This window comes from Thiohalophilus sp., from assembly GCF_034522235.1.
In the GTDB taxonomy this organism is placed as follows: domain Bacteria; phylum Pseudomonadota; class Gammaproteobacteria; order UBA6429; family Thiohalophilaceae; genus Thiohalophilus.
Window position 1 is genome coordinate 295984 of the sequence record NZ_JAXHLN010000002.1, and the last position, 26791, is coordinate 322774.

At 54.6% G+C, this 26791-nt stretch carries 27 protein-coding genes and 2 pseudogenes; 24 read left to right on the plus strand and 5 right to left on the minus strand.

Annotated elements, in window-relative coordinates:
* The first annotated feature begins 51 nt into the window (after positions 1-51).
* From U5J94_RS01620 to U5J94_RS01635, 4 genes are all read left to right on the plus strand, one after another.
* On the plus strand, positions 52-1689 hold the full coding sequence (locus tag U5J94_RS01620; RefSeq protein ID WP_322563903.1) for a hypothetical protein: 1638 nt from the start codon (positions 52-54) through the stop codon (positions 1687-1689).
* A gap of 752 nt (positions 1690-2441) precedes the next feature.
* Complete coding sequence (locus U5J94_RS01625; RefSeq protein ID WP_322563904.1) at positions 2442-4514, plus strand: hypothetical protein; 2073 nt, start codon at positions 2442-2444, stop codon at positions 4512-4514.
* Positions 4515-4679: 165 nt separating this feature from the next.
* Complete coding sequence (locus U5J94_RS01630; RefSeq protein WP_322563905.1) at positions 4680-5177, plus strand: DUF6036 family nucleotidyltransferase; 498 nt, start codon at positions 4680-4682, stop codon at positions 5175-5177.
* A complete protein-coding gene (locus U5J94_RS01635) occupies positions 5167-5337 on the plus strand; it encodes a hypothetical protein (RefSeq protein ID WP_322563906.1) in 171 nt (56 codons plus the stop codon). The genes U5J94_RS01630 and U5J94_RS01635 overlap by 11 nt, the downstream gene beginning before the upstream one ends.
* Before the next feature lie 32 nt (positions 5338-5369).
* On the opposite strand, the gene U5J94_RS01640 is transcribed toward U5J94_RS01635, so the two are convergent.
* Positions 5370-6005, minus strand: a complete 636-nt coding sequence (locus U5J94_RS01640; protein ID WP_322563907.1) for a rhomboid family intramembrane serine protease — start codon at positions 6003-6005, stop codon at positions 5370-5372.
* 203 nt (positions 6006-6208) lie between these two features.
* Between U5J94_RS01640 and U5J94_RS01645 the strand changes: the two genes are divergently transcribed.
* From U5J94_RS01645 to U5J94_RS01690, 10 genes are all read left to right on the plus strand, one after another.
* Positions 6209-6877: a rhodanese-like domain-containing protein gene (locus U5J94_RS01645; protein WP_322563908.1), complete on the plus strand. Its 669-nt coding sequence runs from the start codon at positions 6209-6211 to the stop codon at positions 6875-6877.
* 326 nt (positions 6878-7203) lie between these two features.
* Positions 7204-8052: a glucosaminidase domain-containing protein gene (locus U5J94_RS01650; RefSeq protein WP_322563909.1), complete on the plus strand. Its 849-nt coding sequence runs from the start codon at positions 7204-7206 to the stop codon at positions 8050-8052.
* Positions 7988-9097 carry a polysaccharide deacetylase family protein gene (locus U5J94_RS01655; RefSeq protein WP_322563910.1) on the plus strand — a complete coding sequence of 370 codons (1110 nt, stop codon included), beginning with the start codon at positions 7988-7990 and terminating at the stop codon, positions 9095-9097. The genes U5J94_RS01650 and U5J94_RS01655 overlap by 65 nt, the downstream gene beginning before the upstream one ends.
* A gap of 93 nt (positions 9098-9190) precedes the next feature.
* Positions 9191-9436 (plus strand): addiction module protein, encoded by a 246-nt coding sequence (locus tag U5J94_RS01660; RefSeq protein WP_322563911.1) that lies wholly within the window; start codon positions 9191-9193, stop codon positions 9434-9436.
* A gap of 19 nt (positions 9437-9455) precedes the next feature.
* Positions 9456-9821: a type II toxin-antitoxin system RelE/ParE family toxin gene (locus tag U5J94_RS01665; protein ID WP_322563912.1), complete on the plus strand. Its 366-nt coding sequence runs from the start codon at positions 9456-9458 to the stop codon at positions 9819-9821.
* Positions 9808-10044, plus strand: a complete 237-nt coding sequence (locus U5J94_RS01670; RefSeq protein ID WP_322563913.1) for a DUF2442 domain-containing protein — start codon at positions 9808-9810, stop codon at positions 10042-10044. The genes U5J94_RS01665 and U5J94_RS01670 overlap by 14 nt, the downstream gene beginning before the upstream one ends.
* Positions 10045-10199: 155 nt before the next feature.
* A complete protein-coding gene (locus tag U5J94_RS01675) occupies positions 10200-10796 on the plus strand; it encodes a TetR/AcrR family transcriptional regulator (protein ID WP_322563914.1) in 597 nt (198 codons plus the stop codon).
* Between the two features lie 75 nt (positions 10797-10871).
* A complete protein-coding gene (locus U5J94_RS01680; protein ID WP_322563915.1) occupies positions 10872-11288 on the plus strand; it encodes a DsrE family protein in 417 nt (138 codons plus the stop codon).
* 11 nt (positions 11289-11299) lie between these two features.
* Positions 11300-11536: a sulfurtransferase TusA family protein gene (locus tag U5J94_RS01685; protein WP_322563916.1), complete on the plus strand. Its 237-nt coding sequence runs from the start codon at positions 11300-11302 to the stop codon at positions 11534-11536.
* A gap of 210 nt (positions 11537-11746) precedes the next feature.
* A complete protein-coding gene (locus U5J94_RS01690) occupies positions 11747-12247 on the plus strand; it encodes a DsrE family protein (RefSeq protein WP_322563917.1) in 501 nt (166 codons plus the stop codon).
* A 336-nt stretch (positions 12248-12583) separates the two neighbouring features.
* On the opposite strand, the pseudogene U5J94_RS01695 reads toward U5J94_RS01690, so the two are convergent.
* Positions 12584-12790, minus strand: a pseudogene (locus U5J94_RS01695) (MFS transporter); the annotation flags it as partial.
* Between the two features lie 109 nt (positions 12791-12899).
* Between U5J94_RS01695 and U5J94_RS01700 the strand changes: the two are divergent.
* The 5 genes and pseudogenes from U5J94_RS01700 to U5J94_RS01720 all read left to right on the plus strand — a co-directional run bounded on the left by U5J94_RS01700 (position 12900) and on the right by U5J94_RS01720 (position 20404).
* Positions 12900-13826 carry a DMT family transporter gene (locus tag U5J94_RS01700; RefSeq protein ID WP_322563919.1) on the plus strand — a complete coding sequence of 309 codons (927 nt, stop codon included), beginning with the start codon at positions 12900-12902 and terminating at the stop codon, positions 13824-13826.
* 380 nt (positions 13827-14206) lie between these two features.
* Positions 14207-15832 (plus strand): aspartate:alanine exchanger family transporter, encoded by a 1626-nt coding sequence (locus U5J94_RS01705; protein ID WP_322563920.1) that lies wholly within the window; start codon positions 14207-14209, stop codon positions 15830-15832.
* Positions 15833-16118: 286 nt separating this feature from the next.
* Positions 16119-16869, plus strand: a pseudogene (locus U5J94_RS01710) (transposase).
* 1130 nt (positions 16870-17999) lie between these two features.
* Positions 18000-19010, plus strand: a complete 1011-nt coding sequence (locus U5J94_RS01715; protein ID WP_322563922.1) for an ATP-grasp fold amidoligase family protein — start codon at positions 18000-18002, stop codon at positions 19008-19010.
* Positions 18998-20404: a GNAT family N-acetyltransferase gene (locus U5J94_RS01720; protein ID WP_322563923.1), complete on the plus strand. Its 1407-nt coding sequence runs from the start codon at positions 18998-19000 to the stop codon at positions 20402-20404. The genes U5J94_RS01715 and U5J94_RS01720 overlap by 13 nt, the downstream gene beginning before the upstream one ends.
* Positions 20405-20465: 61 nt before the next feature.
* On the opposite strand, the gene U5J94_RS01725 is transcribed toward U5J94_RS01720, so the two are convergent.
* The gene (locus U5J94_RS01725; protein WP_322563924.1) at positions 20466-21797 is read right to left on the minus strand and encodes a Mur ligase family protein; all 1332 of its coding nucleotides are present in this window, start codon (positions 21795-21797) and stop codon (positions 20466-20468) included.
* Positions 21798-22091: 294 nt separating this feature from the next.
* Here U5J94_RS01725 and U5J94_RS01730 point away from each other — a divergent pair, with 294 nt between their 5' ends.
* Together U5J94_RS01730 and U5J94_RS01735 are read left to right on the plus strand one after the other, a co-directional pair.
* Positions 22092-22349 (plus strand): hypothetical protein, encoded by a 258-nt coding sequence (locus tag U5J94_RS01730; protein ID WP_322563925.1) that lies wholly within the window; start codon positions 22092-22094, stop codon positions 22347-22349.
* A gap of 184 nt (positions 22350-22533) precedes the next feature.
* Positions 22534-23085 carry a DUF2189 domain-containing protein gene (locus tag U5J94_RS01735; RefSeq protein ID WP_322563926.1) on the plus strand — a complete coding sequence of 184 codons (552 nt, stop codon included), beginning with the start codon at positions 22534-22536 and terminating at the stop codon, positions 23083-23085.
* A 253-nt stretch (positions 23086-23338) separates the two neighbouring features.
* Here U5J94_RS01735 and U5J94_RS01740 read toward each other — a convergent pair whose 3' ends face one another.
* Positions 23339-23572 carry a hypothetical protein gene (locus U5J94_RS01740; RefSeq protein WP_322563927.1) on the minus strand — a complete coding sequence of 78 codons (234 nt, stop codon included), beginning with the start codon at positions 23570-23572 and terminating at the stop codon, positions 23339-23341.
* Positions 23573-23843: 271 nt separating this feature from the next.
* Here U5J94_RS01740 and U5J94_RS01745 point away from each other — a divergent pair, with 271 nt between their 5' ends.
* Complete coding sequence (locus tag U5J94_RS01745) at positions 23844-24356, plus strand: hypothetical protein (protein ID WP_322563928.1); 513 nt, start codon at positions 23844-23846, stop codon at positions 24354-24356.
* Positions 24356-24538: a DUF3330 domain-containing protein gene (locus tag U5J94_RS01750; RefSeq protein ID WP_322563929.1), complete on the plus strand. Its 183-nt coding sequence runs from the start codon at positions 24356-24358 to the stop codon at positions 24536-24538. The genes U5J94_RS01745 and U5J94_RS01750 overlap by 1 nt, the downstream gene beginning before the upstream one ends.
* Before the next feature lie 34 nt (positions 24539-24572).
* Here U5J94_RS01750 and U5J94_RS01755 read toward each other — a convergent pair whose 3' ends face one another.
* Positions 24573-25793, minus strand: coding sequence for a sodium:proton antiporter (locus U5J94_RS01755; protein ID WP_322563930.1), 1221 nt, complete (start codon positions 25791-25793; stop codon positions 24573-24575).
* A gap of 275 nt (positions 25794-26068) precedes the next feature.
* Here U5J94_RS01755 and U5J94_RS01760 point away from each other — a divergent pair, with 275 nt between their 5' ends.
* Entirely contained in the window at positions 26069-26713 is a 645-nt protein-coding gene (locus U5J94_RS01760) for an adenylate kinase (RefSeq protein WP_322563931.1), read from the plus strand.
* The last annotated feature ends 78 nt before the right edge of the window (positions 26714-26791 follow it).

The window sequence follows — 26791 nt, forward strand, 5'->3', positions numbered from 1 at the left end:
CGTCTGCCAATCCTGATTCGATGTGCTAGTGCCATCGCTTTAATAATCGTAATGACAATGGCGCTGCCCGGGCCGACGGCCGGGGCCGCCGAACTCTCCGAGGAACAGCGTGAGGCGGTGGCGGAGCGCCTCGGTATCACGCCCGAGGAGCTGGAGGCGCTGCAACGTGGCGAGTTCAGTGGCGAGAAGCTGTTTGAGTTGCAGCGGCGCATGGGCGAGGGGCTGTCCGAAAGCCTGCAGGATCCCAACGTGCGCCGCCGCCTTCAGGAGAACATGCCCGGCGACTCGGAACAGAAGGTCTTCGATGCTTACGATCGCAACCCGGCGGTGCTCGACCCCTGTCTCGTGGGCCGCTGGCGGCTGGATAATGGGACGGCCAGCACCGATAACATCGCCTTTAGTGGCCTCTTCGAACTTGAGATCAATCCCTCCGGTCGCAGCCGCGCTCACTACCGCGACTTTACCGAAGAAATCATGACCCGGAGCGTGTTCAATGGTGAGAAGACAGGCTGCGTACGGGGCCAGTCGCCGCGGAGTGTGCTCATTGAATGGGAACCGGGAACTATTGAGGAGAAGCGCGAACACGTTGTTACCGGCGTGATGGTCGAAGAGGAGGCGGATGGTGGTCCGCGTATGCCCGCAGGCTATGAGATCTATCGCTGTGCGGATAACGCCATTGTGTTTGGCGGTACGCGCTTCGAGGGTGCCGGCAAGGCACCCTGCGAGGATCTGGTGAGCCGCGCGCGGGAGCGGTTTCATATCCCGCCACCGGGCGAGTCGGGTCACGATGTGCTGGACGGCTGGTGGCTGCATGAAGCCAGGCGCGGCAACCCCCGCGCGCAGCGGGCGGGTCTCATGCGCGGGCGCCAGGTGCTGGCGCGGCAACTGGCCGAGTACCTGGAGGCGCATCCGGATGCGCGCCGGCACATCGAGGACACGATGGAGATGTTTGAACGGGAGCTGGGGATCGAGGCCGGCGACGGTGAAGGTGAACGCTTCGGGGCCGATCTCAATACCGACGAGCTCCCGATTGATACGGCGCTGGTCCTGGCCAAGGGCGCTCGCGAAAGCGGTGTGGCGGATCTGTTGTCCACCTCCGATCGCGTCATCGTCTCATCGGGTAGGGAGGTGCACCCGGAGGGTGAGTCCGGACTCGATTATCTGTTTAATCACCGGGATGATTTTCCCCCCTCCGCGCAGGATGATATTCGGCCGGTGCCGCGGGAGGAATTGACCGAACGTGGCCGGGCCCGCGCATCGCCGCCGGCGCCGGCCCGGCTTCCGTTGAAGTATCTGCTGGCTGCGTTCATCGTGGAGACACGCCGCGCTGAACAGGGATTCGTGCAAAAGCTGCGTGAGGAGATGGACGGCCGCAGCACTGCGGAACTTCGTCGGGCGTTGAACAACATGTCGGATGGGGCGCGCCGCGCCTGGTCCCAATTACATTTCGGCCTGCCCGGTGCGGTGCGCAACGTGCTGCGCGAAATAGCTGCTAGTACACCGGGCGATGAACCACCTGATCTGGATCGGCTTCTTACGGATCCCACGTTTCGCAGTCCGGATTTTTCGACCGCCGTAGTGCGTTTCGGGATCCGCCGTTCACTGGTGACCGCTGCCGAGGCGTGGCTCATCGAAAACTATCGCAGCGATTGTCGCCTGCAGGGTGGATGTGCCTTGAGGGCGGAGTAAAAATGGCAATGGCGGGGTTGGCAATGGCGGGGTCGGACCCCGGCAATAAATTATTGTTTTTGATCGCAATTTTGTGGGGATACCTCGGTCTTTGACACCTTTTTCTGTTGGTGGGCGTCGCTGCGACATGACCGGGTTGCCACGTGGTGGTCAGGGTAGTTTTTGGGCGAAAAGGGGATTTATACTTCCTATATTTCGACACACTATCATTGACCCGGCTTCGGCCATCCAGGCATACCGACAACCGAAAAGACCTGGAAAACCTCCCCGCCGAATCTCAGGGAAGACAACAATAACAAGGAGGCAGTATGCACCGCGCGCTCGCGCTCATTTTTATCCCCCTGCTTATGGTCAGCGCCTCGGTCTGCGGCGATGAGCTGACACCAATGCGTCTGAAGCTCGAGCCCCAGGTCGTCCAGCTCGTCCTCAGCGCCCAGCTAAAGTTTGCGGATAGTGCCCTGATACAGGGTCTGGCGGAACAGGACCGAAGCGTGGTGCGCAAACAGGCTCGCAGGATCCGCCGGCTGCGCCCGGACCTCTACGCCGACGGCGTCGCCACCGGCGAGCTGCAGCGCCAGGTCGGCGCCGAGCTCAGCATCCGGGTTCGCCGGGCCCACGACAACGGCCCACTGCGCACCACCCGCACGGAGGTGCGAGACACCCAGGCCGGGCGCGTCGATCTCTCCCGTGGGCGGCACTTCGCCCGCTACGCCGCGGCCCTGGCCGCCGGCGACCGGGACGGGCAGCTCGCGGTGCTCAGTGAATTCCAGCTCGGCCTGCTGGCCCTGAGCGCCGACCAGGTGGAGAGCTTCGCCAACCGCCTCGGCACGGTCCTGGAAAGCCAGACCCGGCGCATCGAGGACCGACTGGGCGAGGATCGCCTGGGCGAAGCCCTGGCGGCCGTGGCCAACCCCGCTCTGCTGGTGTTCGACCTGATCAAGCACCGCGGTTACAACGAGTTGCACCGCTGGCTCAGCCGGCATCGCGATGAGCTGGGCGAAAGCGCCCCGCACGTGGCGCGGATCTATAGCTTCGATCGCATCAGCGGGGCCCTGATCGGCTTCGACGAGGCCGGGCTGCTGCTGGACAACCTCAACGAGCTGCTCGACCCGCGCAACATCGCCTACGGCCACTGCAGCATTGGCCAGATGGCCAGCGCCGGCGCGAAGACCGGCAACTTCGGCTGCGGCATCGGTCCGCACTGTCGGCAAACCACGGCCGAAGGCATCGATGTGAAGCTGATTAAGGATCGCTTCGGCCGCAAGCGCGTGGTCGACACCAGCGCCCCGCCGACGACCGGCTTCGGCGTCCACCCGGATATGCTCACGGGACGTTGCGGCAGCGTCGGCGCGGGCGGCGGTCAAAGCGGTGGCGGCGCCGGACCATTTTCCGGCGGCCACCACGGCTTCGCCAGTTGCATGGCCGGGGCCATGTATCTGGAGGCAATGGCCAACGACCCGGCCCGTTGCCGGCTCAAGGCCATGGCCAAACTCCAGCGTGCCCGCAGCGGTGGCCTGGTCGTCGTACCCGGCGGCGAGGGCGGACCGATGATCGCCGGCATCCTCGGTGAGGACGGCTGCCAGTCCAATCCGCGCATGGACCTGCCTGACGGTAACCGCCCGGTCGGTCCGGAGGCCGAGGCCTTCAACATGCAGTACAGCCTGTCCAAGCTGCTCAAGAAAAAGGGCAGCTGGCTGCGCGCGGCACTTCAAACCGCCACCGATCACGAACTCTCCGACGAGGACTTTGAGACGTTGGAGGAATCACTGATGGACGCCGATCTGTGTCATGACTGTCTGGACAAGGACGAGGATAATATCCAGATGGGCGAGATGAACTGCGTCGGTCGAGGTCTTTCCAGCGACTGTCAGCCAAAGATCACCATGGACGTCGAGCACATCACCGAGGAGGAAGGCGAAAACGGCAATTGCGCCAGCGCCTGTCAGCAGGAAATGGCCATGACCCTCATCGAGGAACTGCTGCACGCGGCTCACGCCCTGGATATGACCCTCAGGGAATGGGCCTACGCCGGCGACGACCTGGACCACTCCCAGATGGACGCCCTGGTCGAAGGACGGGGTACCGGCTTCAGTGTGGTGGATAAAGCGAAGAAGGCCGCCGAGGAGCAGAAGAAAAAGCAGCAGGAACAGCAACAAGGCGGCGGCCAGGAAAAGATGCCCGACCCACTCAGCCCGCCGCGCCAGTGCGGTCCCGTGGCCGAGGCCTACCGGGACCTGATGGCCTGCGAGGCTGGCTCGGTCGCGGGCATGAAGGACGGCGACCCGGTTCGAATGCCGGGCACGGACGAGGACAGCGTCGCCGGCAAACCGTCGCTGGGTAACACCGACGGCAATGTCGACCCCTCTGAGGACCAGTGGATCGACGCCCAGTACGGCGACAATGCCTTCAGCCGCTGCATGGCGGAAAACAAGCAGATGGTGGTCACCGCCGACGGCAAGGTCCGTGTGATCGGCGGCCGCAGTGGCCAGGGCCAGGCCTGCGGGGCGCTGGACTGTATGCCCCCGGCCCGGGCGCGCAAGGTGGGCGGGATCTGCCGCTGCGTCAACGAGATGGGCCGCGGGGCGGCGCTGGAAGCTGTGGCCGCCGCCGAGAAGCGACGCACCTGCGGGGCCATGATCGTCGACTGCGCCGCGCAGCCGCTGTCCCCCTGCTGCGGTAACAAGGGCGGAGTGCCGGGTGGCCTGGATCTGGGCGATGGCGGCATCGGCCCCGACCCGAAGGTCTTCGACCCGGGCGCCCTACGCCTGCGGGACAAGCTCAAGATCGGCCCCGCCGTCACCGGCGGCGAGTCCGAGCCGGACTGAAGACCACCGGCCGGTGGGGCCTAAGTGCCTTCACCGGCCCGCGTCAACATGTTCCAACTGTGGAATCCGGGGACTATGGAATAACGACATGGCGGGGCTGGCTAATGGGCGACCTGGCAATCTCACCTCGTTCCGTGTGCGTCGGAATCCAGATAAAATAAACAGATGTCACTCTATCTGCCACTATTTAAGGCCCTCAACGATGCTGATGTGCAATATATCATCGTTGGCGGCCTGGCAACGGTCCTGCATGGGTATGCCCGCTTGACGGCGGATATCGACCTGGTGATCAATCTCGAACAGCGAGAGGCGGGGAAAGCGGTTACTGCTATCCTGGCAACAGGTCTGACGCCACGTTTACCGGTTGACCCGATGCAATTGACAGATAAGGCCACGCGCGAATCCTGGATCAACGACAAAAACATGCTGGTGTTTTCCTTTTACGATCAAAACAATCCATTAATGGTCCTTGCCGTATTTGTGCATGAACCGTTCCCCTTCTCAGAAATGGCACAACGAGCCGTTCCAATGGATATCGGCGGGATAACCGTGTCGGTATGTGCTATACAGGACCTGATTGCAATGAAAACCGGCACTGGCAGGGCGAAAGACGAAGAAGACATCAAGTACTTGCAGAGTTTATTGAGCAACAATGAAAACTGAGCAAAACAAGCAACCAAATAAATTGACTGTCGATGAGAAAGCGCAGCTCAAACGCTGGGCCAGCGCCACACCGGCCCAGCGCCTGGCGTGGCTGGAAGAGGCGCAGCAGATCGCGTTGAAATCAGGCGCATTGAAAAGCAATTCAAGAGGGCAGAACTAAAAGATAAAGCCCTTTGCTCTTCCTGAACGTGACTAACGATACCGCGGTGGTTGGCTGCGCCAGTAGCGAATCAGCAAATAACCGAACAGCATGCCACCCAGGTGGGCAAAGTGCGCCACGCCGGCCATACTGCCGGTGACACCGAAATAGAGTTCAACGGCGCCATAGATTATGACGAACCACTTGGCCGACATCGCCACTGGCGGAAACAGCAGCATCAGCCTTTCGTTGGGAAAGGTCATGCCAAAAGCGAGCAGCAGGCCAAATACCCCGCCCGAAGCGCCGATGGTCGGATAGGCCGGCCCGCTGCCCAGACCGGCCACCAGCAACTGCACCAGAGCGGCGCCGATGACACAGACAAAATAGTAAATCAAAAAGGCCTTCGAGCCCCACACCATTTCCATACGTGAGCCGAACAGCCACAGGGCGTACATATTGACCAGTAAATGAAACACCCCGCCGTGCAGGAAAGAGTACGTGACCAGCTGCCAGACCTGAAAGCCTGGCGCGGCGCCATCAAACAGGCCAGAGCCGGAACCGAGCGGCCACAGGGCAAACAGTTCGATCAACTGGCGACCACCGGCGGTCATCTCCATCAAAAATAGTATGCCATTGATGATCAGCAGTGCCGGGACAACCGGGACGGGAAATGCGTTACGATGATTCATGAAGGTGATGATACTAGAGACATCCGGTCATGTGCCAGGCAGATACCGGCAACGGGGCAGGTCCAGGGTTCGCACAATCCAATAACGCGTCTATGCGATCGGTGGCCATCACGTCTCATTTTCATTTACAACGGTCTTCTGCTATTTTCAAAACTTCAATACAGGGTCAGAGCCTGGATTTGGCTAAATCACGGAGTCCTGGTATGAACATAAAACATCTGTTTTCCACCGCTGTGCTATCCATTGGCCTTCTCGTGCAACCTGCCCATGCACAAGAGCTGAAGGTCAAGATTACCCCGGAGCTCGGCAGTGTGGAGGTGAAGCACAATGGCAAAACCGTTACGATCAAGCGTAACCAGAACAATGACAACAAGGTGGTGGACGACTTTGCCAAAACCTCGCGAAACTGTCCGCCGTTCTGTATTCAGCCCATGTCACTGGCACCGGGGGTTGAAACCATCGGCGAAGTGGAAATGCTGGAGTACCTGAAAAAAGTCTCTTCCGGCGACAAATCAGTTCTGGTGATCGACTCGCGTACCCCAAAGTGGGTCAAGCGTGGCACCATTCCCGGTTCTATTAACATTCCCTGGGTACAACTCGACACGTCTCGCGGTGCCGCACCCTTTGATATTGTCGATATTCTGACTGACCAGTTCGATGTGAAAGAGCAGGACGATCTGTTTAACTACTCGGACGCAAAAACTCTGGTGTTGTTCTGTAATGGCATGTGGTGTGGTCAGTCACCGGCCAATATCCGCAGCTTGCTGGAATACGGTTACCCGGCGAATAAACTCAAATGGTATCGAGGCGGTATGCAGAACTGGTCTAACCTGGGCTTTACCACAGCCAAGCAATCTCAGAAAAGTAATTAAATCCTGGTAAACCGCCTTTGGTGGCGAGCCATAAAGCGGCTCGGCCGTTGCGGTGAGCTTCGATAGAAAATCGCCTTTTTATGAATTGGCGGGTCTCATAAGGGACGACGATGTTGTGCGTGGAAAATCGGCCAGGATGTGTTCTACGCACCACATTCTCGATGCCGGGATAATGGTGTGTAGAACGCACCCTGCCTGTGACATAGCCCCCTTCGGGGGCTTTCATCATACGACCCGCTTTGCGGGTCGTATTTGATTTGCCTTGAGCTGAATCCGTCTGGCTTTGACCGGTGGGGTTCGGGCACAATAACCGGATGAAGCTATTATTGAAGCGACTGGTCGATGGCGCGCGCACTATCGGCCGCCAGCCCCTGTTGGCCAGGCCGATCGACGCGGTTCGCCGGGCGCTCGCACACCTGGCCCCGGGACTGCTGGGTGCCGGCATCGTTATGATTCTGGTTGTGGCGTGGTTCAGCTATGATTACGAACGTGTGCCGCCGCCCGGCAATCACTCACTGCCGGACTTTCGGGTGATCGAGGACACCGGTGAGCGCAAGGAGGCGTTTATCGAGTTCCTGTGGCCCGTGGTCAAGTCCGAGAACCGGCGCGTGCTCGAAAAGCGTGAGAAGCTGCTCGCCATCCTCGACGATCTCGAGGATGGCGAGCAAGCCGCGCCCGATGAGCAGGCCTGGCTGGCGGAACAGGCGAAGCTGTACCGGGTGAAGGCGAAAGGGGAGCTCGAGCGCGCGCGCAAGCTCGCCACGCGGATCGATATTGTGCCGACCTCGCTGGCGCTGTCACAGGCGGCACTGGAGTCGGCCTGGGGCACCTCGCGCTTCGCGCGCCAGGGCAACAATCTGTTCGGTCAGTGGTGCTTCACTGTGGGGTGCGGAATCGTGCCACTGCGGCGCCCGGCGCAGGCGACCTACGAGGTGCAGGCCTTTGCGACCGTGGCGGGATCGGTGCGGACCTACCTCCGGCAGCTCAACTCGCACCCGGCCTACCAGCCGCTGCGCGATATCCGCGCGCAGGCACGCAGGGCGGGACGCGAGCCGAGCGGGCTGGAAATGGCGGCCGGACTGATCAACTATGCAGCCATTGGAGAGGACTATGTCCAACATATCAAAGGTGTCATCCGTCGCAACGACCTGGATCGGCTTGACGGCGCTGGCTAGCCTCGCGCTGGTTGCGCTGTTTTTGCCTGCACTGACGGCCGCCGCCGACAGCGCGGTGGTGCTCGAGTACCATCATGTCTCCGAAGATACTCCCCCATCGACCAGCGTGACGCCGAAGACGTTCGAGCGCCACATGGACTACCTTGCGGCGAATGGCTTCGAGGTGTGGCCCCTGCCGCGCCTGGTTGCGGCCGTTCGTGCCGGCAGGGAAGTTCCGGAGCGGGCGATCGCGCTGACCTTCGACGACGGCTACCGGTCGGTGTACGAAGAGGTGTTCCCGCGCCTGCAGGCGCGCGGCTGGCCGTTCACGATCTTTATCTCGACCGCTTACCTCGACGGCGGCGACCGCAACTACGTGAGCTGGGAGCAACTGCGCGAGATGGAAGCGGCCGGCGTCACGATCGGCAACCACAGTGTCAATCATCCGCACATGATCCGGCGACGGGAAGGCGAGAACGAGGCCGCCTGGTTGCAACGCATGCGCCGCGAAATTGTGGATGCGCAGGCCCGCCTGGAACAGGAACTCGAGCGACCGGCACGGCTGTTCGCGTACCCGTTCGGCGAATTCTCGCCGGCGGTCGCGGCGCTCGTCCGCAAGCTCGATTTTGTCGGCTTCGGCCAGCAGTCCGGCGCTGTCGGGCCCGGCAGCGACTTCTCGGCCCTGCCACGGTTTCCGATCGCGACCGCCTTCGCCGGCATGGACAGCTTCGCAATTAAGGTCCGCTCGCGGCCGCTGCCGGTGACCGGGACCCGCCCCGAAAGTGGCGTGCTCGATCCTGGCGATGACCGGCCGAGACTGCGTTTGACGCTGGGCCCGGGGCCCTACCGGCCGGAGGCGATCCGTTGCTACCTGGGTGGCGATACGCTCCCGCTCGAGCTCAAGACCGGTAACCCGCCACGCTTGTCGATGCGCCCCGCCAGGGCGTTGCAACCCGGCCGTTCCAAGGTCAATTGCACCGCACCGGCGACCGATGGAGACCAGTGGTTCTGGTACAGCTTTGTGTGGATGAAGCCGCTGCCGGACGGCAGCTGGTACCGGGAATGAGCGAATGCAGCCGGCTGGCTAATGGCGACCCCGGCAAACCAGGAAAGAACCCGGCAAAATGATGGACTATAATCTGGCCCAGGAGGTGACATCATGGCCCGCAGCATCAAGGATATCGAAGAGGAACTCATGGCACTGTCAGAACAGGATCGGTCACGCATCGCCCTGGATTTGATCCGCAGCCTAAACAAAGACGATGAGCGACTCTCACGCGAAGAGTGGAATGCCGCGTGGGTAGAAGAGGCCAATCGACGGCTGGAGGAGATCGAGCGTGGCGAAGTAGAGTTATTGTCACATGAAGAGGTTATGGCCTCGCTAAGGTCAGCACTTAAAAACTAATTATCGGGGTAACTCAGGGATGAGAGTCAGCTATAGTTCGCGAGCAGAAAAAGAATTCCTGGAAATCGTTAAATACTATGAATCAGATCGACCAGGTCTTGGCGAAGAGTTTATTGAAGAACTGGACAGGCAGATAGAACATTGCCTCGACTCTCCCGAGCTGGGCGTGCAAATATCTGCCAATCTGCGCAGACTGGTAATGAAGCGCTTTCCATATAACATCATTTATCAGGTTCGAGAACATGATATTCGGGTGATAGCCGTCGCACACCAACACCGCAAACCCGGATACTGGCTGGGCAGGGTAAAAAATACAAACGGTGACAAGGCGCGAGAGCCAGAAAGCGCGTATTTGGCAAATATGATCAATCATGCCGGCGGTTGAACTCACCAACGTCTCCGCGCAGGGTTTCTGGTTGCTCTGCAATGGTAAGGAATATTTTCTGGTCTTCGAACATTTTCCCTGGTTTCGTGATGCCAATATCACCGCGATCAATCATGTTGAGATGCAGGGTCTGGAGCATCTGTACTGGCCGGATCTGGATGTAGACCTGTCGCTGAATAGCATCAAAAACCCGGAAGACTATCCCCTGGCATCAAGAGGGTAGGCGGGGTCAGAGGGCACGCCTGTGACATACAGCATCAGGGACCTCTTCTAAACCAGGCCCCAACTCACAACTAATATAAGCTCGACCAAAACACATATATTAAATAAGGTGTTTAATTGGTTGACTAGAACGAATGTTCATTCTAGTCTTGATGTGTGGAAACCGGCACCGCAACCAAACGCGATCGCACCGCCCCGGCCACCAAACAGGTGCTGGGGGCGGCCCTGGATCTCTTTACCGAGCAGGGGTATTTCAATACCTCGATTCCGGACATCGTGAAGGTCTCATCGGTGAGTACCGGCTCCATCTATCACTATTTTGGCGACAAGGAAGGGATTGCCCGCAGCCTGTACGACAGCCTGGTCGAGCGAATGGAAGCGCAATTCAGCCAGATCGAAGCCGCCCATCCCACGGCCCACGATCGCTGCCGGGCGGTGATCGCGCTGCTGTTTGAGCTGACCGAGCAGGAGCCGGCGATGATGCGTTTCATGCTGTTCTCTCGTCATCGGGAGTTTATTCCGGATCAGAAACCGGTCTGCTCCTCGCGCCCCTTCGTGCAGATGCGCGAGATGGTGAGCGCCGGGATGCAGGGCGGTGAAATCCGCGAAATGACCCCGATTGTTGCCGCCTCGGCCGTGTTTGGCGGGGCGTTGCGCTTAATTCAGTTACGTCTGGACGGGATTCTGGACGCGCCATTGCCGGCGTATCTCGATGAGATCTGGCAATGTGCCTGGCGGTCGGTGGCGGTCTGAACAATCGGGTTCAGGCGGCATCGGCTTTTTTTTGGCCCTGAAATTAGAACGAACGTTCGTTCTAAGGAGGCAACGATGAAATCACTCGCAATCGTGGTCCGTGAAGACGGCTACGACAAACTGCTCACCCCCCTGGCGTTCGCTTATCTGCAGGGGGCGGAAGGGACCCAGGTCGATCTGCTGTTTGTGAACTGGGCGGTCAGGGCGCTGACCGAGGACGGCGCGAAAGGCCAGGTAATCCAGGGGGAACATGCCGATCAGGATGCCTGGGTTCGCCAGCAGGTCGAGAAGGCGGGCTTGCCGCCGGATATCTATGACGTGATTCAGGCCCTCAAAGCCACCGGCAACGTGAATTTTTATGCCTGCAGCCTGGCGGCCAGTATCTTCGGCGTGAACGAGGACAACCTGGTCCCGGAAGCCAGCGGCATCGTCGGCGCATCGTGGTTTTTGAACGATAAAGCCGCCAAAGCCGAACATTGCCAGTATTTTTAAGGAGCGCAACGATGAGTGATATCAAAGCCAACAGCAAGCTGGATACCAGTGGCAAATGTTGTCCCATGCCGATCGTGGAAACCAATGTCGCGATGAAAAAGATCGACAGCGGCGAAGTGCTGGAGATCATTGCCACCGATCCCGGAACGCTCACGGATATTCCTTCCTGGTGCGAGCGGACGGGACATACGCTTTTGGAGTCAGGGGAGAGCGACGGGGTGATCCAGTTCTATGTTAAAAAAGGTTGAAGTCAATGCGCTGTGCGGGGGGTGCGTGTATTACCCACCCAATCTCCCCGCAACAGCCTATAGCGAGTCTGATTATCATGAGCTGCAACAGAAGCGCTGTTCATACGATCATCAGCCGGGCGATCAAAACTGCCGGCAAACGCGTAAAACCAGTTGCTCGATAATTGATCTGCAGAACATGCCAAACCAGCAAACATCACGGAATTCATCATGATAAAATTATTTCAATACACTTTACTGATTCTGTCACTGGCGCTGGCAACCAGCCATAGTCATGCCGACAGAGAGATAAACGACCGTGCTGCACTGGCTGATCTGAACGTCGGTAAGGCGGTGTTTCTGATCGATATTGCCGATGCGAAGAAAATGAATTTCTATCTGGAGGTCATTCAGGGCACCTTCAAGGGCATGCAGGCCCAGGGTGTGACGCCGGATTTTGTGATGGTCTACATTGGCCCCAGCGTGCAATATCTCAGCACCTCACCGAAAGAGGAAGTTGCAGACCGACACGGCGCCGTGCTGATGGAAATTGAAAGCAATGTCGAAAAGCTTGCGGCACTGGGCATTGAACAGGAAATCTGTGCCGTGGCAACCGAGGCGTTCGGCATTGATAACAACACCCTGCTACCAGACCTTAACCTGGTCGGTGACGGCTTTATTTCACTGATCGGATACCAGGCACAGGGCTATCACCTGGTGCCGGTCTACTAAATAGGTGATCCGAATACCGGTTCATTGACCAGGTAGCCTGGATCAAAGAGCAACACGACAGATCCAGGTTTTTCCGGGGGGCTGTCTCGTTGTCTAGATAACTGTTCCTGAAAGGTGGGCAGAGAGGCAGGTCAGGTTGCGCGCAGCGCTACCTGACATTCTGCGTATCGGCAAGGGGTGTCACGCAGGCTAGCGCCAGCGTGACCTGCAGGATTAGCCAGAGTACAGGGTGTGCATGAATCTGGAACAGTTATTCAGGTGAATCGGTAGTACTTCATCCCACGCCTTGCAGCGCCGGAAAATCATTGGTTCCCGATCGTGTCAGGCTCCGATTACTCAGTCGCCAGGCGTGGTAATGGTTTCTTCTAATTTATACCCGGTCAGCGTACGAATCGTTCGCCACAGGTAATACAGAATTGCCATCATCATCACCGTCGATGGGATGGCAATGACAGGGTAACTCAGCAGTGTCATCTGTCCGAGTTTCTCGTTGAATGCGGGCGTCCCTGCCGGGCTGTTGACAATCCATTTGACCAGTGAAAAGGTGTCGGAGGGATTATTTTTTCATCAATCCTTTTAAAATTATCAGAGCCATTTTATTATCCTTTTGTGGATAACTTGCTTTGACTTCTATTGCTCATCAGGATTGTCGATGAAACATGTCCTCGCCCGACTGCTCGGGCTCGAATTGCTGTTTGTTTTACTGTGGAACTCCGGCTTCATCGGTGCCGAGTACGGTTTGCCGTTCTCCGGCCCCTGGAGTCTGTTGTTCTGGCGCTATCTGATCCTGACCGCGTTGTTGGGGCTATGGCTGTGGCTGCGCGGCCGGTTGATCTGGCCTGGTCTCAATTCGGCGGCGCACACGGCGTTGGTCGGTGTTCTGGCCCATGCCGTGTGGCTCGGCTGTGTACTGGTGTCGCTCGATATGGGTGTGCCGGCCGGGATCGTGGCGCTGGTGACGGCGTTGCAACCCCTGCTGACCGGGGCCCTGTCGGGGCCGGTACTGGGTGAACGCACGGATCGCTGGCAGTGGCTGGGATTGGTGCTGGGATTTTGTGGCGTGGTCATCGCGGTCGGCGCGCGCCTTTCTCAGGACTCGGAGACATCGTTGTGGGGTTATCTGATTCCGTTTGGCTCGGTGGTCGCTATCACCATTGCCAGTTTGCTGCAGCGCCGGCGCGAACGTGATGTGCGGGTCAGTCGGCTGTCGGATATCAATGTGTTGTTTTATCAAAGTGCCGCCTCGGCCCTGGTGCTGGTACTGCCGGCCTGGTTATGGGAGTCCTTCTATACAGAATGGACGCTGCCGTTTATTGCCACGATGGGCTGGCTGGTACTGGTGGTCTCGCTGGGGGCGTACTGGAGTATGTGGCGGCTACTGGTGCGCCATGACGCCACGCGCGTGGCCAGCCTGTTTTATCTCAGCCCGCCGGTAACCATGCTGATGGCCTGGGCGGCCTTCGGGGATCGCCTGATCATGACCGATGTCATTGGCCTGGCTATCGCCGGCCTGGGCGTCATGCTGGTTTACCGGCTGGGATTTCGTCGGCCCGACATCAAGACTCTGCCGCCTCGATAATAATAGAAGTCGGTGACAAACACGTATCACTATTATTTGCGGTGCGCTCTTTATTAAAGGTGTCATAGCCGAATGACATTTACTTAAGACAAAAAATTTCAGGATTTTCGTCTTTCCGGCGCGGGCGGAACTCAGGAAGACCGCCGCCATAAAGCAGTCTGGACCCCGGGATTCGCCGGGATGATGGTGGCTCCGACCCAAACATTTCCGGATTGGTGCACTCTGGTTGGATTGATCCGGGCTGCCGGGTTGAATATGATTGAATTTATCTTATCAGGCTGTGCCAGTCGCACATCGCCATGCGAGTGATTCAGTTGCCCGCAAACTGAACACGGCTCACCGGAGTCCGCAGGACTTCGCGCTAACCGGGATCAGGTCCTATGCTGGAAACAGAAGGTGTTGTACCCATTGAGTTCTTCTTCCGCAAGACCGAGCTGATCGTTACCTTTCTGGTCATTCTGCTCGGGGTTGCTTTTGGCAATCTGCGGATCAAGGGAGTCGGTTTTGGCTCGAGCGGTGTTTTGATCGTTGCGATGATTGCCGGCTACTTTTATCAATTCGAGCCTATCATCATCCTTCAGGATCTCGGCATTGTCCTGTTTTTGCTCTGCGTCGGACTGGAAGCCGGCCCGAGTTTCTTCCGTGCCTTCAAACAGCACGGCAAGCGCTATATTATCAATGTCCTGATATTGCTGGCTGTTGCCGGTGTCACCGTGGTTGCGATCATCGCCATCGCGTCGGTGCCCACGGGCATTGGACTCGGTCTGTTTGCCGGGGCCTTTACCTCCAGTCCTGCGCTGATCAGTGCCTTGCAGTTCAGCCCGGAGAGCGAGGTTATCTTTGGCTACGGCGTCGCCTATCCCTTCGGCCTGTTGGGCGTGATTCTATTTATTACGATATCTGTAAAATTATTGCGCGGGCGAATGGAGGCGGAAGTGCAATCCCGTTCACAAATGCATACCGCGGTGTACAAAGTGCATAACCCTGAACTATCCGGCAAGCTGTTACGCGATACCGAGATCTTTCAGACGCATAATGTCGTGGTCTCCGGGATCCTGCGCGATCTCTCGCTGCGAACGGCAAGCGGGAGTACGGTACTGCTGGTTGGCGATATCGTGCGGCTGGAAGGCCTGACCGAAGACGTGCAAACGGTCGGTGAGATGCTGGGCGAGGAAGTGCAGGAAAAGTTCGATGAGAACTCGGAACTGGACACCCGCTCCATCGTGGTAGAGAACACCTCCGTAGTGAATCGGACCCTGAACGATCTGGGTATCCGGCTCAGATACAATATCTCTATCACCCGCGTGATTCGCTCCAATGTTGAATTTGTGCCGCGTCACGATCTCTCGCTGGAATACGGCGATGTCGTTGTCGCGGTGGGGACACCCTACCAGCTCGATCAGCTGGAGCTGTTCCTTGGCCATGAGCACCACACCGTGCAACGGCGGGTGGATATCGGCTCGCTGGCCGCGACGTTGTTTCTCGCCTTTGCCATTGGCGGCCTGATCATCCCGGTGCCGACGCTGGGGCCATTTTCCCTGGGGCTCGCCGGTGGGGCACTGGTGGCGGGGTTGATCTTTGGCCATTTCGGTCGGATTGGGAATTTTATCGGGCGCTTCCCACGTAATGCGACAGCCGTGCTGAAAGAATTGGGGCTGGCGCTGTTTTTCGTCCAGGTCGGGTTTGATACCGGACAGAGCTTTGTCGAGTCCCTGGATTTTCAGGCCGTCTATTACGCCATGTACGCGGTGCTGTTCGCCGTTATTCCCATGCTGGCCAGTTTCCTGTTCGGACACTTTTACATGAAAATCCCGGTGAGCGAGTGTTTTGGTGTCATTTGCGGCGGTATGACGTTCACCCCGGGGCTGGATATCATTCGCCAGGCCGATGTCTCGGAGCGACCGGTCATCGCGTACTCCTCGGTCTACCCGGTCGCGCTTATCCTGGTGATTGCCCTGGTACAGGGGATGCATCTTGCCCTGATCAGCCTCGGTGTCGTTCAATGATTAATCATTAATCACAAGTCACAAGTCACAAGTCACAAGTCACAAGTCAGTGTTACACCCGGCTGATGATATATTATTCAAGGACTATCAATATCTTGTCATTGCTTAACAGGCTGTTTCCCCTTTCCCGTCATCGCGCTTTACCGGAACTCAACGCGATACCACCAACCAAGGGTCGGACCACCGCAACATATTGAAACCACGGAACTTTCACTTAAAATAAGTACTGTCTGAGGCCTTAAACGCCTCATTTCATGGATGAAAACGTCGCTTTGAGGAAGCCGTCATGCCGCGCGCGAGTCGCTATTTTTTTACCCCATCACGTCTGGTACATTACCCTCTGCTGTCACCGGAAAGATTTTCTGCTCAAATTCGCCAAAGACCGTCTGCGCTGGCGGTACTGGCTGTACCAGGCCAAAAATCGTTTCGGGCTTTGCGTGTTGAACCACTTTGCCACCTTCAATCACATTCACCTGCTGGTCCGCGATCGCGGCGAGGGGGAAATGCCCGGTCGATGCAGCTTGTCGCCGGACGGACCGCGCAGGAATACAACCGGCGAAAAGGCCGCAAGGGGGTGGTTCCGGGAAGACCGCTATCACGCCACCGCAGTCGATAGCGAAGGCTATCTAGCGCGCTGTATGGTGTACATCGATCTGAGCATGGTGCGGGCCGGTGTTGTCCGCCACCCGGCCGAGTGGGCGGTGTGCAGTTACCGTGAGATACAGCAACCGCCGCAACGCTACACCGTGATTGATCGGCGGGCCCTGTGTGAGCTGTTGGGGTTTCATGATGATGCCGCGTTGAGGCAACAGCATGCCGACTGGATCGAAGCCGTGTTGGCCAAAGGGGAATACGCGCGCGAACCCGGCTGGACGGAGAGCCTGGCTGTCGGTGAGTGGGATTTTCTCGAGGCGGTCAAGTCGACACTCGGTCACCGTAGCTGCCGCCGGGTGATCGATGAACAGCACGGGATGCTGGCGTTGCGTGAACCCGTCACGGCCTACTGTGCTGATTTGGGGGGAGAATCGCCATTGTAAGGGTGAAACAAGGGCTGATTTGAAAGAATTTGTCCAGTTTTTCAATAAGTTATGTTGGTCCGACCCAAGCTGTACCCTTGGTCCGGCCCAAGCTGTAAAATTTCGAACGCAAGTCCATCGAAGAGGTACTGAGTGCGGGCAAGGAGACAAAGGCCGAGCTCAATGCCCAAACCGTGGTCAGCTATCTGATCGCCCAGCGTTACATGGATACATTATCCGGTATCGCCAAAGAGGGCGATCACATGATGGTGCCATACGAGGCTACTGGTATCTTGGGCAGCCTGGAGTCGATCAAATCACTGTTCACAGGATCAGGTGGGAGCCCGACATAGAGCTGAGGAAAAAGGTTGACACGTTCCGCCCCAGCTCCCCATGCTGGCAAGCGTCGGCCTCGGCGATAATCCGGAGCTTGGTACTCCTTAGTGAATTGCTGGCGACTGCGCTTTTCCAGATTGGGGTTTGGGGTCACCTGATTCTCCTGCTGATCGGACGATGGCTTGGGCATCTTGGGCTACTCGCTGCTGGCCCCCAAAATCTACGTTATCTCACCCAGGGGACTGTATGGCGGGAGGTTGCACATAGGGCAGTGAAACTCCGCGCCGGGAGCGTAGCGCCTTCGCAGCCCGGACGAGGTGCTTTATGCCGTGGCCTCCGCGTGGGATATGGATGCGAAGGCGCTCCTCCACCCGGCGCGGCCGGTAACTTGCGCCCAGGGAGCGCCAGGCCCGCCAGGTGACCATGCTGCTGTGCTGGAACGAGACCGAGATGACCCTGGCGGCTATCGGTGAGCGGTTCGGGGGATTCACTACTCGGCGGTAGGCCAGAATATCAGGCGGATTCAGGGGGTAATGAGGAAAGACAAAAGGTTGAGCGAGGCTTACAGAACTGTCATGTCAAGATTTGACCTCTAAGTCGGAATCCGTGACCAGGCCGGAGCCGGAATTAGAGTGTGCATGACCTCATGCGCTAACTGTCTTTGACAGTCACCGGTTGCCAGGTGATGTTACTGATAAGGTGCTTGAAGTATCAACCTTTGGATTGGTTAATTTTGCGTTATCATAGGTGATTAATTTTGGGTTGTCACAACCAGGCAATCGGTAAGTTTTTATAGAAAAAATGGTTCTTCACTTATGAAAATAAAACCTATAGATAAATTAATTCGAAATATAAGAAAAAAATATTATATACATGCATACAAAAAAATATCTACATTACAAATTGAGGCAATCAAAAAATTGCCTGATTCACCATTTAAAAAAAATCCTCCAAATGGATATTGTAGAGGGATAGATTTTTATGAAGAATCAGATTTAAGACGCATCCTGACCTTGGCAATGGTGAAATATTACAAAAAATTAGGTCAGATACCTGACTTGATAAATCCCAAATACTTTAATGAAAAGATACTTTGGTTAAAATTTTTTTCTGAGATCAAGATTCCTGAGAGTGGTAATAAGCTTCTCACGTCACATTTCATTCCGGAGGACCTTGCGGATGTTGTTCAATGCCCCGAAATTTATTGGCGTACATCTGTACCTAGGCTCCCAAGAAATCATGAAATAAAACGGGGATCTTACTATATAAAAGCCACGCATGGGTCAGGCATGTACAAACAAGTATGTTATCCGCTTGACGAAAGAAAGATTGTAAAGCTTGAACAAGAATGCAAAAGATGGCTTGCTAGACCTTTTGGGCTTGAAGACGGTGAGTGGTGGTATAATGTTTTTGATAGAGAAATAATAATTGATGAAGATGTTGTAGGAAACAACAGATCTACATCATATGATTTCTTTGTATTTAATGGAAAAGTTGAATATATATTACTTCACAGGAAGGTGAACAGAAAGTCTGGGGAAGTGGAAGAACTTACGCGCCTCGACTCCGATTTTTGTCCTTTACCGTCTTCGCTACAGTCAGCCAGGCCGCAAGTTAAAAATCAGGATTTACCTGATGAGATAAAGCAACAAATGAAGTACTTGGCATCTCGAATCGGAGGTTGCGTGCCTTTTGCAAGAGTTGATTTATTGTTTGGAAGTAATGAAAGAATATATCTTCTCGAAGTCACATTTTCCCCCGCCAACGGGTTGGCAAAAAGACCTGTTGAACTTGAAATGTGGCTAGGAAACAAATGGGTATTGTAAATTTTGGAGGGATTGACATGTATTCAGAACCGAATTTTATGGCTCTTTATGACGGGGGAACTCCATCAGGTATAAGCGATGCTCCATTAATCATAAATACCTGTTTGACTGGCAACGTACTTCAACGTGACAAAGCACCACACTTACCCATGAATACGATGCAAATCATTGAGGATGGTTTGCAAGCCATCGAGCATGGTGCCAGCATGCTGCACATCCATGCAAGGGACGAAAACGGTCGTCCCGAATGGCGACCAGAACCTTACGCACGTATTTTTGAGGGCATCCGCAAATATAATTCAGATGTTGTATTAATAGCCACTACCAGCGGACGAGAACACGGGAGCGTGGAAAAACGAGCAGCGGTTTTGAGTCTGGAAGGGGATGCAAAACCAGATATGGCTTCTTTGACTTTAGGTTCTCTTAACTTCCCTAATACTGCTTCTATCAACGCACCCGATACGATCCAGGAACTGGTAATCCGCATGAAAGAACGGAACATTCTTCCTGAACTCGAAGTTTTTGATATGGGCATGCTTAATTACGGCTTCTATTTGCGTCGCAAAGGAATGCTGCCAAAAAACTGTTATATTAATCTTTTGCTGGGTTCATTGGGGAGTGTACCAGGAAGAGTACTTGATCTCTGTAATCTGACGCGCGAGATTCCGGCATCATGGATTTGGGCCGCTGCGGGGATCGGGCGCTATCAGTTAAGTATGAACACCGCCGCAATGCTCCTGGGTGGACATGTGCGAGTAGGACTTGAGGATAGCCCTTTTATGGATTACAAGCAAATGCAGCCTGCAAGCAATGGCGATTTAGTTGCACGTGTTGCCAGACTTGCCGATGAGTTAGGTCGGCCGGTTTCTTCGCCGGCTCATACCAGGAAACATCTGGGCATAGGGGATTCAGCCAATTGGGAGGCGACCGAGGCTTACATTCGACCAATGCAGCAGGAGGATCTGCCGGATGTGTTGAGTTTGCTTGAAAAGTGGAACATGAAGCCGGAAAGCACAAGCAACACAGGAGTCCGGCCCGAACGTGATCATATTGAAATCGGGAACACTTTTGTCGCCCTATTACAAAACAGGATTGTCGGTGTGGGTAGTTTTCTTATGATTGACGCCGAGCATGCGGAAACAGCCAGCCTTGCAGTTTCCCCCGAGTTTCTCGGTTGTGGAATTGGTTATAAATTACAGCATAAACGGCTCGAAGAAATGCGTGCACGAGGTGTTCACCATGTGCGAACCGAAGCCGATCGTCCGAACGTTATCCACTGGTATATAGAAAAATTTGGTTATCGAAAGACGGGAACAACTCATAAGCGACACGACTTTGGAGATTCCGAACGCAAAGAATGGACGGTGCTTGAACTCAACCTGAAACATGAATAAATAGAGAACTCATATAAACCGTATTGGATATGTAATAAAATCAAATAGAATTGTTTGTGTGTTATGCACGCACATAGCGGGAAATGTAGTGGTTGTGAAACAGTTGAGCCGGAGCATCAAGCAAAGGGCATACATCGCAGGAACGTACTTTCACCTTACAATATGGCACAACGCAAGATACTTGATGGCCTAAAATAGAAAGTACTACACGGCGCAAACGCTGAGTGCTCTTACCTTTGATCAAGACTATGTCACCTTTGCGCAATTTGAGCTCCAGCAACGACACAACTGCCTTGAAATCCGGTCTGATAAGCTGGACCGACTCCCGGCTTAAACCCGCTTCCACAGCACCTGCACGAATGCCGCTCATACCTGTGCCCAGACAGATCACCTCGTCAGCAATTTTTCCCAGCCACCGACCAATTTCTCGATTTAAATCACCTTGTTTGTATGGCGGTTCCTCCACGCCACCAAACACCACTATCTTGCGTGAAGCTGGAATTGATGCTAAGACATCAAATGCAGCATGGACAGACTCAATTGTCCCCTTGAAGCTATCGTCGAGCAGCGTTATGTCTCCAGGCAATCGTAGCATTTCCATCCGAGATTCCGCAGACGCCACTTCACTCAGCCGCGCAACGGCAAGGTCAATATTCACGTTTTCTATGTTAGCCACTGCCAAGGCAGCAAGGAAGGGATAGACCATGTGAAGGCCTAAAAACTGGGTTTTAATTTGAAAGGACCCATTTGGAAAAATGGCAGTGAATGTAGTTCCGTCGGAGGAGCTTTTTATTTGTTCAGCCCTGATGTCATTATCTGTGTTCAAACCTACCGTGATTACTTGTGCATTAGTTTGAGTCGCCATCCAACGTACATTTGGATCATCGCCGTTCAGGATTGCAATACCCCTATTTGACAAAGATCGGACCATCTTTACCTTTTCAGCACGCGTGTCGTGCAACGTGGGAAACGAACGATTATGCTCGCTCTTGATCGAGGTTACAACAACGATATCGGGCCTTAGCATTTTGGCATATGACTCCATTGGACCTGGACCAGCAACGCCGGCTTCAATAACGGCATGGTGGTCGTTCCAATGAATTCGTAAGATATTTGCGGCGAGGCTTGACCCGTAGTTACTGAAAGAAAAATATCTTTCCGGACAATTCAGAGCTGCACTAATCGTCCGGCGTGTAGTAGTTTTGCCAAGGGAACCTACAACTGCAACAATACGGGTTCGCCGAAGAAAAATTCGGCGATATGCCTTTGCCAGCCTTGATAAGTAACGATGATAACGATCAAATTCTCGACGCAGAAAAATATGACCTGAATTTGGCAATGCACGAAATAATCGTATTAGATCAGGCAATTTCTGTATATTCTTAAGTCTCATTCAAACAAAGTTTTTCTCGTTAGAGGATAATTTATATGAAAAAGAGATTATGAGTTTACTCAACTTTCGGGGTTGATAGTCGAAAAGGTTTAAAATATAACACGCTGACATCATTGTTAGTATTGACTGGATTTACTTTCTTTGCAAACAAATCAAGAAAGGAAAGGAAGTCAGTCACATGCACCATAACCTTATTATCGGAATAAAATCAAACGGTGATCTCTGAAAAACTGAGCATTTTTTGCCAATTTCTTCACTGAATTTAAAATCGGCAGCCTGCTCACTAAGTCAGTTATGCCCAAAACCAAAGGAGTCGCACTGTTGGCTGTTTTTGCCGTCGTTTTCAATCTGGCCTTTACCGGGAAGAATACTTTTCAGGGCATTGTGAAGGACAAAAAGATCACCATCGGAAAAAATGCGATATACAATTCAGCGGAAAGCGGAAAGCGGAAAGCGGAAAGCGGAAAGCGGAAAGCGGAAAGCGGAAAGCGGAAAGCGGAAAGCGGAAAAACGGGACAGATTTATTTTTACGTAAAACGGGACAGATTCTGACGGAATCCCGCAAAATCACGCATAACATTGCACCTCAAACTGTTCGCGCAGTGCCTGTAACGCCTGCTGGAAACCTGTTTCTCGGAAGGGCAGTTCCTCTTTCTGTAACACACGACAGCGGCTATGGCGGGGTCGGACCACCGCAACATTACTTGTTTCTTTAGCCTGGACCAGTGAGAGTTATTTGCTGGTTGCACTGTTTATCTGTCTGCTGGTAGTGGGGCCCGCACTCGCATTCGGCCTCTACGATATAAGCCACCAGCTCGAGAAAAACCACGAGCCGAGTTTTCGTCACGAGCGTAGCAAGGCTTTTCTTAAAATGGGGCACGAGCTCATGCTGGCGCTGTTGCTGAGCCTGATGTTCATGTTTCTGCTCATCCTTGTTTCGATTGTGATGAATGTTGTGACGATAGCCGGGCAATCGGCGGCTTCTGCGGCGGTGCCGCTGTCTAATACAGGGTTCCTTGTCGTTGCCGTTATTTTCGGCGGCCTGCTGTTTGGTGCCAGCTCATTTGCCTTGCCAATGATTCTGGACCGGGATGCCGATGCCATGACGGCAATTACAACAAGCTTTTATGCGGTGTGGCGAAACAAGTCGGCTCTGGCGCTCTGGGCATTGCTGATTCTGGCACTGACAGCAATAGGATTCGCGACGGCACTGATAGGCTTCGTGCTCATCGCGCCGGTACTCGGTTATGCGACGTGGCACGCGTACCGTGAAACGATCATCACATAATATCCAGGGGGATCGGTTAGCCCGGAGGTTATTCCGTGTTTACCCCCGGATTTCCTCCAGACGAGCGCTGGGTCACCTTTTGTTGAGCCGTATCGGCCAAGCGATGCTGTTACACATTGGCGACAAATATGGCGCTCGGTCAGGAGTGCCTTATCGAAGAAAAACCAGATAAATAAATTAAGGCCTTAAACCAGTACCCTGAGCTGCAATTTATCTGACTCTGGTAATTCTGTTTGTTGCTTGCCCTTGTCGCCTACATGCCGACCAGTTCGGCGTGATAGCCGTTTTCCCGGGCCACTTCAACCAGTCGTTGTGAGGCAATCTGATCGGGGTTGTACTCGACAATTATCAGATGAGGCTGGTTGTCACGATAATCCGCTGCCATCACGCTATCGAGTTGCAGCAGCCGGTCGCGCAATCCATCACGCTGGTCCGAACTGGTTCTTTCATCGATATGCAGCATCACATCAACCATTTTGGATTCCATGTTGCAGCTCCGTGGTTACTATGTACTTAAAGTCTAGTAGATTCGTTATGAAAATGGGGATTAGAAATTTATTTTGAACCTGCCAGGAATGCTAAAAAGGCACAATCGTAAAAGGGCCGGTAAAATGCAAACTATTATCGTCTTTGAGAGTAGCTTCAATGCCTGACGCATTCCCGGTATTGATTTATTTCAATGCGGTGCGACAGTGTTGAGCTAATTTTTAAACAGGTGCATATAAGAGGAAGCGATATCATCTCAAGGGAGTGTGGCTGTGAGTGAATATCAACACAAGTTGGCGGGTATTTTTCCCGATGCAGGAGCAATGGAACAGGCCGAGCGGTTGTTCCTCGATAAGGGTTTCCAGACCGGACAGATCACACCCATCAGGGCGGAAGAGGCAGTAGAGGAACAGCAGCATAAAATCGAGTCAGAATCCGGCGCTGTACGCGACGAGTTTATCAAAGACATCTCCATGGGTACCGGTGTCGGTGGTGTGGCCGGTGCGGCCGGCGCTGCCGGGATCAGCCTGGGCGCGCCGGCCCTGTTTGTCAGCGCGCCGGTTGTTGCCCCACTGATGGTGCTCGGCTATGCTGCCACGATTGGCGGGGTGGCCGGTGCGATTCATGGGTTGCATGTCAAAGAGGATGTTTTGACCGCGGTCGTGGAAGATGCTCTGAAAGAAGGCTATCCTGTACTCATGATTGAGGCGAGGGACAAAGCGGAAGCGGAAGATGCGTATAAACTGATGCAATCCACAATGCATATCGATGAGGTGAAATACTGATGTCGAAAAAGCCCGACAGCCCGGAACAGGCTTCGTTACCGGAAAAAGTCAGTTGTGCTGTATGCCGGAAGGAAGTTCCTCGCGTCGACGCCCTCAAGGATGAGGGCGAAGAATATATTCGCTGGTTCTGTGGGCTCGATTGCTATAACCAATGGCGGCAGGATGAAAATCAAAACAACTAATATTTAGCTCAAGACAGATTTATTACTCCTGGAGTTACAGAGACTTGAGCTTTTGCAATACAGGATGGAGTAACGGTGCCTGGACAAACACCGAGAAAAATACCACCCCGTAGGTGATGGACTGGATCGTGTACCAGGAATCCAGTTCAAGCGGCAGGGAGAGCGCCAGGGCAATCGCCACCGCCCCGCGTAAACCACCCCAGTAAATAATGAAATGTTGCTGGCGATTCAGCGGCTCGACGCCGGGAATCCGGCCAATGAAAGGAAGGCTGGTATAGATGCCAATTGCGCGCGCCAGTAAAACAGCCAGAATGCCAAACAACATTGCCAGCCACATGTCTGTGAACATGCTTAGTGTGAATGTGAATCCCACGAGCAGAAACACAAAGGCATTGGCCATAAAGGCAAAGAATTGCCAGATGGATAACAGTAACGGAAACCGGTTCTCCTCTGGATGTTTTCTGGTTTCCCAGCCCAGGCACAATCCGTAGCCCAGTACCGCGACAATGCCGGAGACGTGCAACCATTCCTTTGCGCCGAGGAAGGTCAAATACGCAAAGCCGAGCGTAATGCCGGTAAATACCATCGGGTCTGTCACCCAGCGATTGGCCAAAATAACGAGTAACCCGGCGATAATACCAACTACTGCACCACCAAACATGACATAGAGAAATTGCAGAATCGGGGTATGCCAGGAAAGTTGTTGCCCCGGCTCAAGAGCTATCGCAAGCAAGAGCGAAAAGAGCACGATGGCGATTGCGTCGTTGAACAGGCTCTCTCCCTCCATGACTACCGTTAAACGCGGATTAATATTAAATTGTTTGAACATGTCCAGAACGGCAACCGGGTCCGTTGCCGAGAGTAATACGCCACATATCAGTGCCGCGACCCAGGGAAAGGCGCTGTGATCAATGCTGAAGTAGAGAATGCTGGCTGTGATCAGAGTGGTAAGCAGGAGCGCGGGTATTGCCAGTAATAAAATCGGTGTCAGGTTTCGCACCAATAAACGGATATTGATATTCAGGGCAGATTCGAAAATTAAAACGGGAAGAAATACGTTGAAAACGATATCTTTAAAGTGGTGCCAACGGAGTCCGCTATCAATTCCAAACAGGCCGATGACGACGCCGGACAGATAGCCGATTAATAACAGAAGCGCACTGAAAGGGATTCGAAAACGGGCTGATACCGGATAGGCAGCCGAGGCCAGAAGTAACATAGCAGTAAAAATGAGAATTATACGGCTAATTTCCATAATATCGCCTTAACGCTCTGATTTCCTTAATTAAGGATAGCAAGGAAAATACAGATGCAATATAAATCGGTGGACGACAGCTTGTCTTGCTGAAAAAAAGCGGGAATACAGCTTCCTGAAATGTTAGCGAAAATGTAGCCCGACACCGAATCATTGGTGGTATTGACGTCAATTTATTGGCGGCTAAAAAAATTTATTTGGACCTCAAGTCCAATTTATGAAATAACCCTTCCCTGATTCTGACTTACCAATAACTCGAGACAAGGGGAAACATAGTGAAACTGATTTTGTTAGGCGCGCCGGGTGCCGGCAAGGGCACCGTGGCCAATATGCTGAGTGATATCGACGGCTCTGTACAAATTTCCACCGGCGACATTCTGCGCGCGGCGGTCAAGGAGGGCACCGAGCTGGGCAAGGAGGCCGAGGGCTATATGAACGCCGGCGACCTGGTGCCGGATGAGCTGATCATGGGGATCATGAAAGAGCGCCTGAAGGAAGACGACTGCAAAAACGGTTATCTGCTGGACGGGTTCCCGCGCACCATTCCCCAGGCGGAACAACTCAAGACCGTGCTGGAAGAGATGGGTGAAAAACTGGACGCGGTGGTCGACCTGGATGTGCCGCGCGAGGTACTCCTCGATCGTCTGACCACGCGCCGGACCTGCACCCAGTGCAATGCCATCTATAACATCAAGAGCAAGCCGCCCAAGGTCGAAGGCGTCTGTGACGAGTGTGGCGGACCGGTGGTGCAGCGCGATGACGAAACCGAGGAAGCGATTGCCAGCCGGCTGGATACCTATAACGAGAAGACCGCGCCACTGGCGGGTTTCTATGAGAAGGAAGGCATGCTGATGCGCATCAATGCCACTTCCAGTGACGACGTGGTCGCTGCGATCAAGGAGAAATGCGGTCTCGCATAACTATCTTGTTAACATGAGTAACGGGGGCATGCCCGGAAAGGGTTTTGACCCCTTAAACCTTGTTCCTGTATTGAAAAA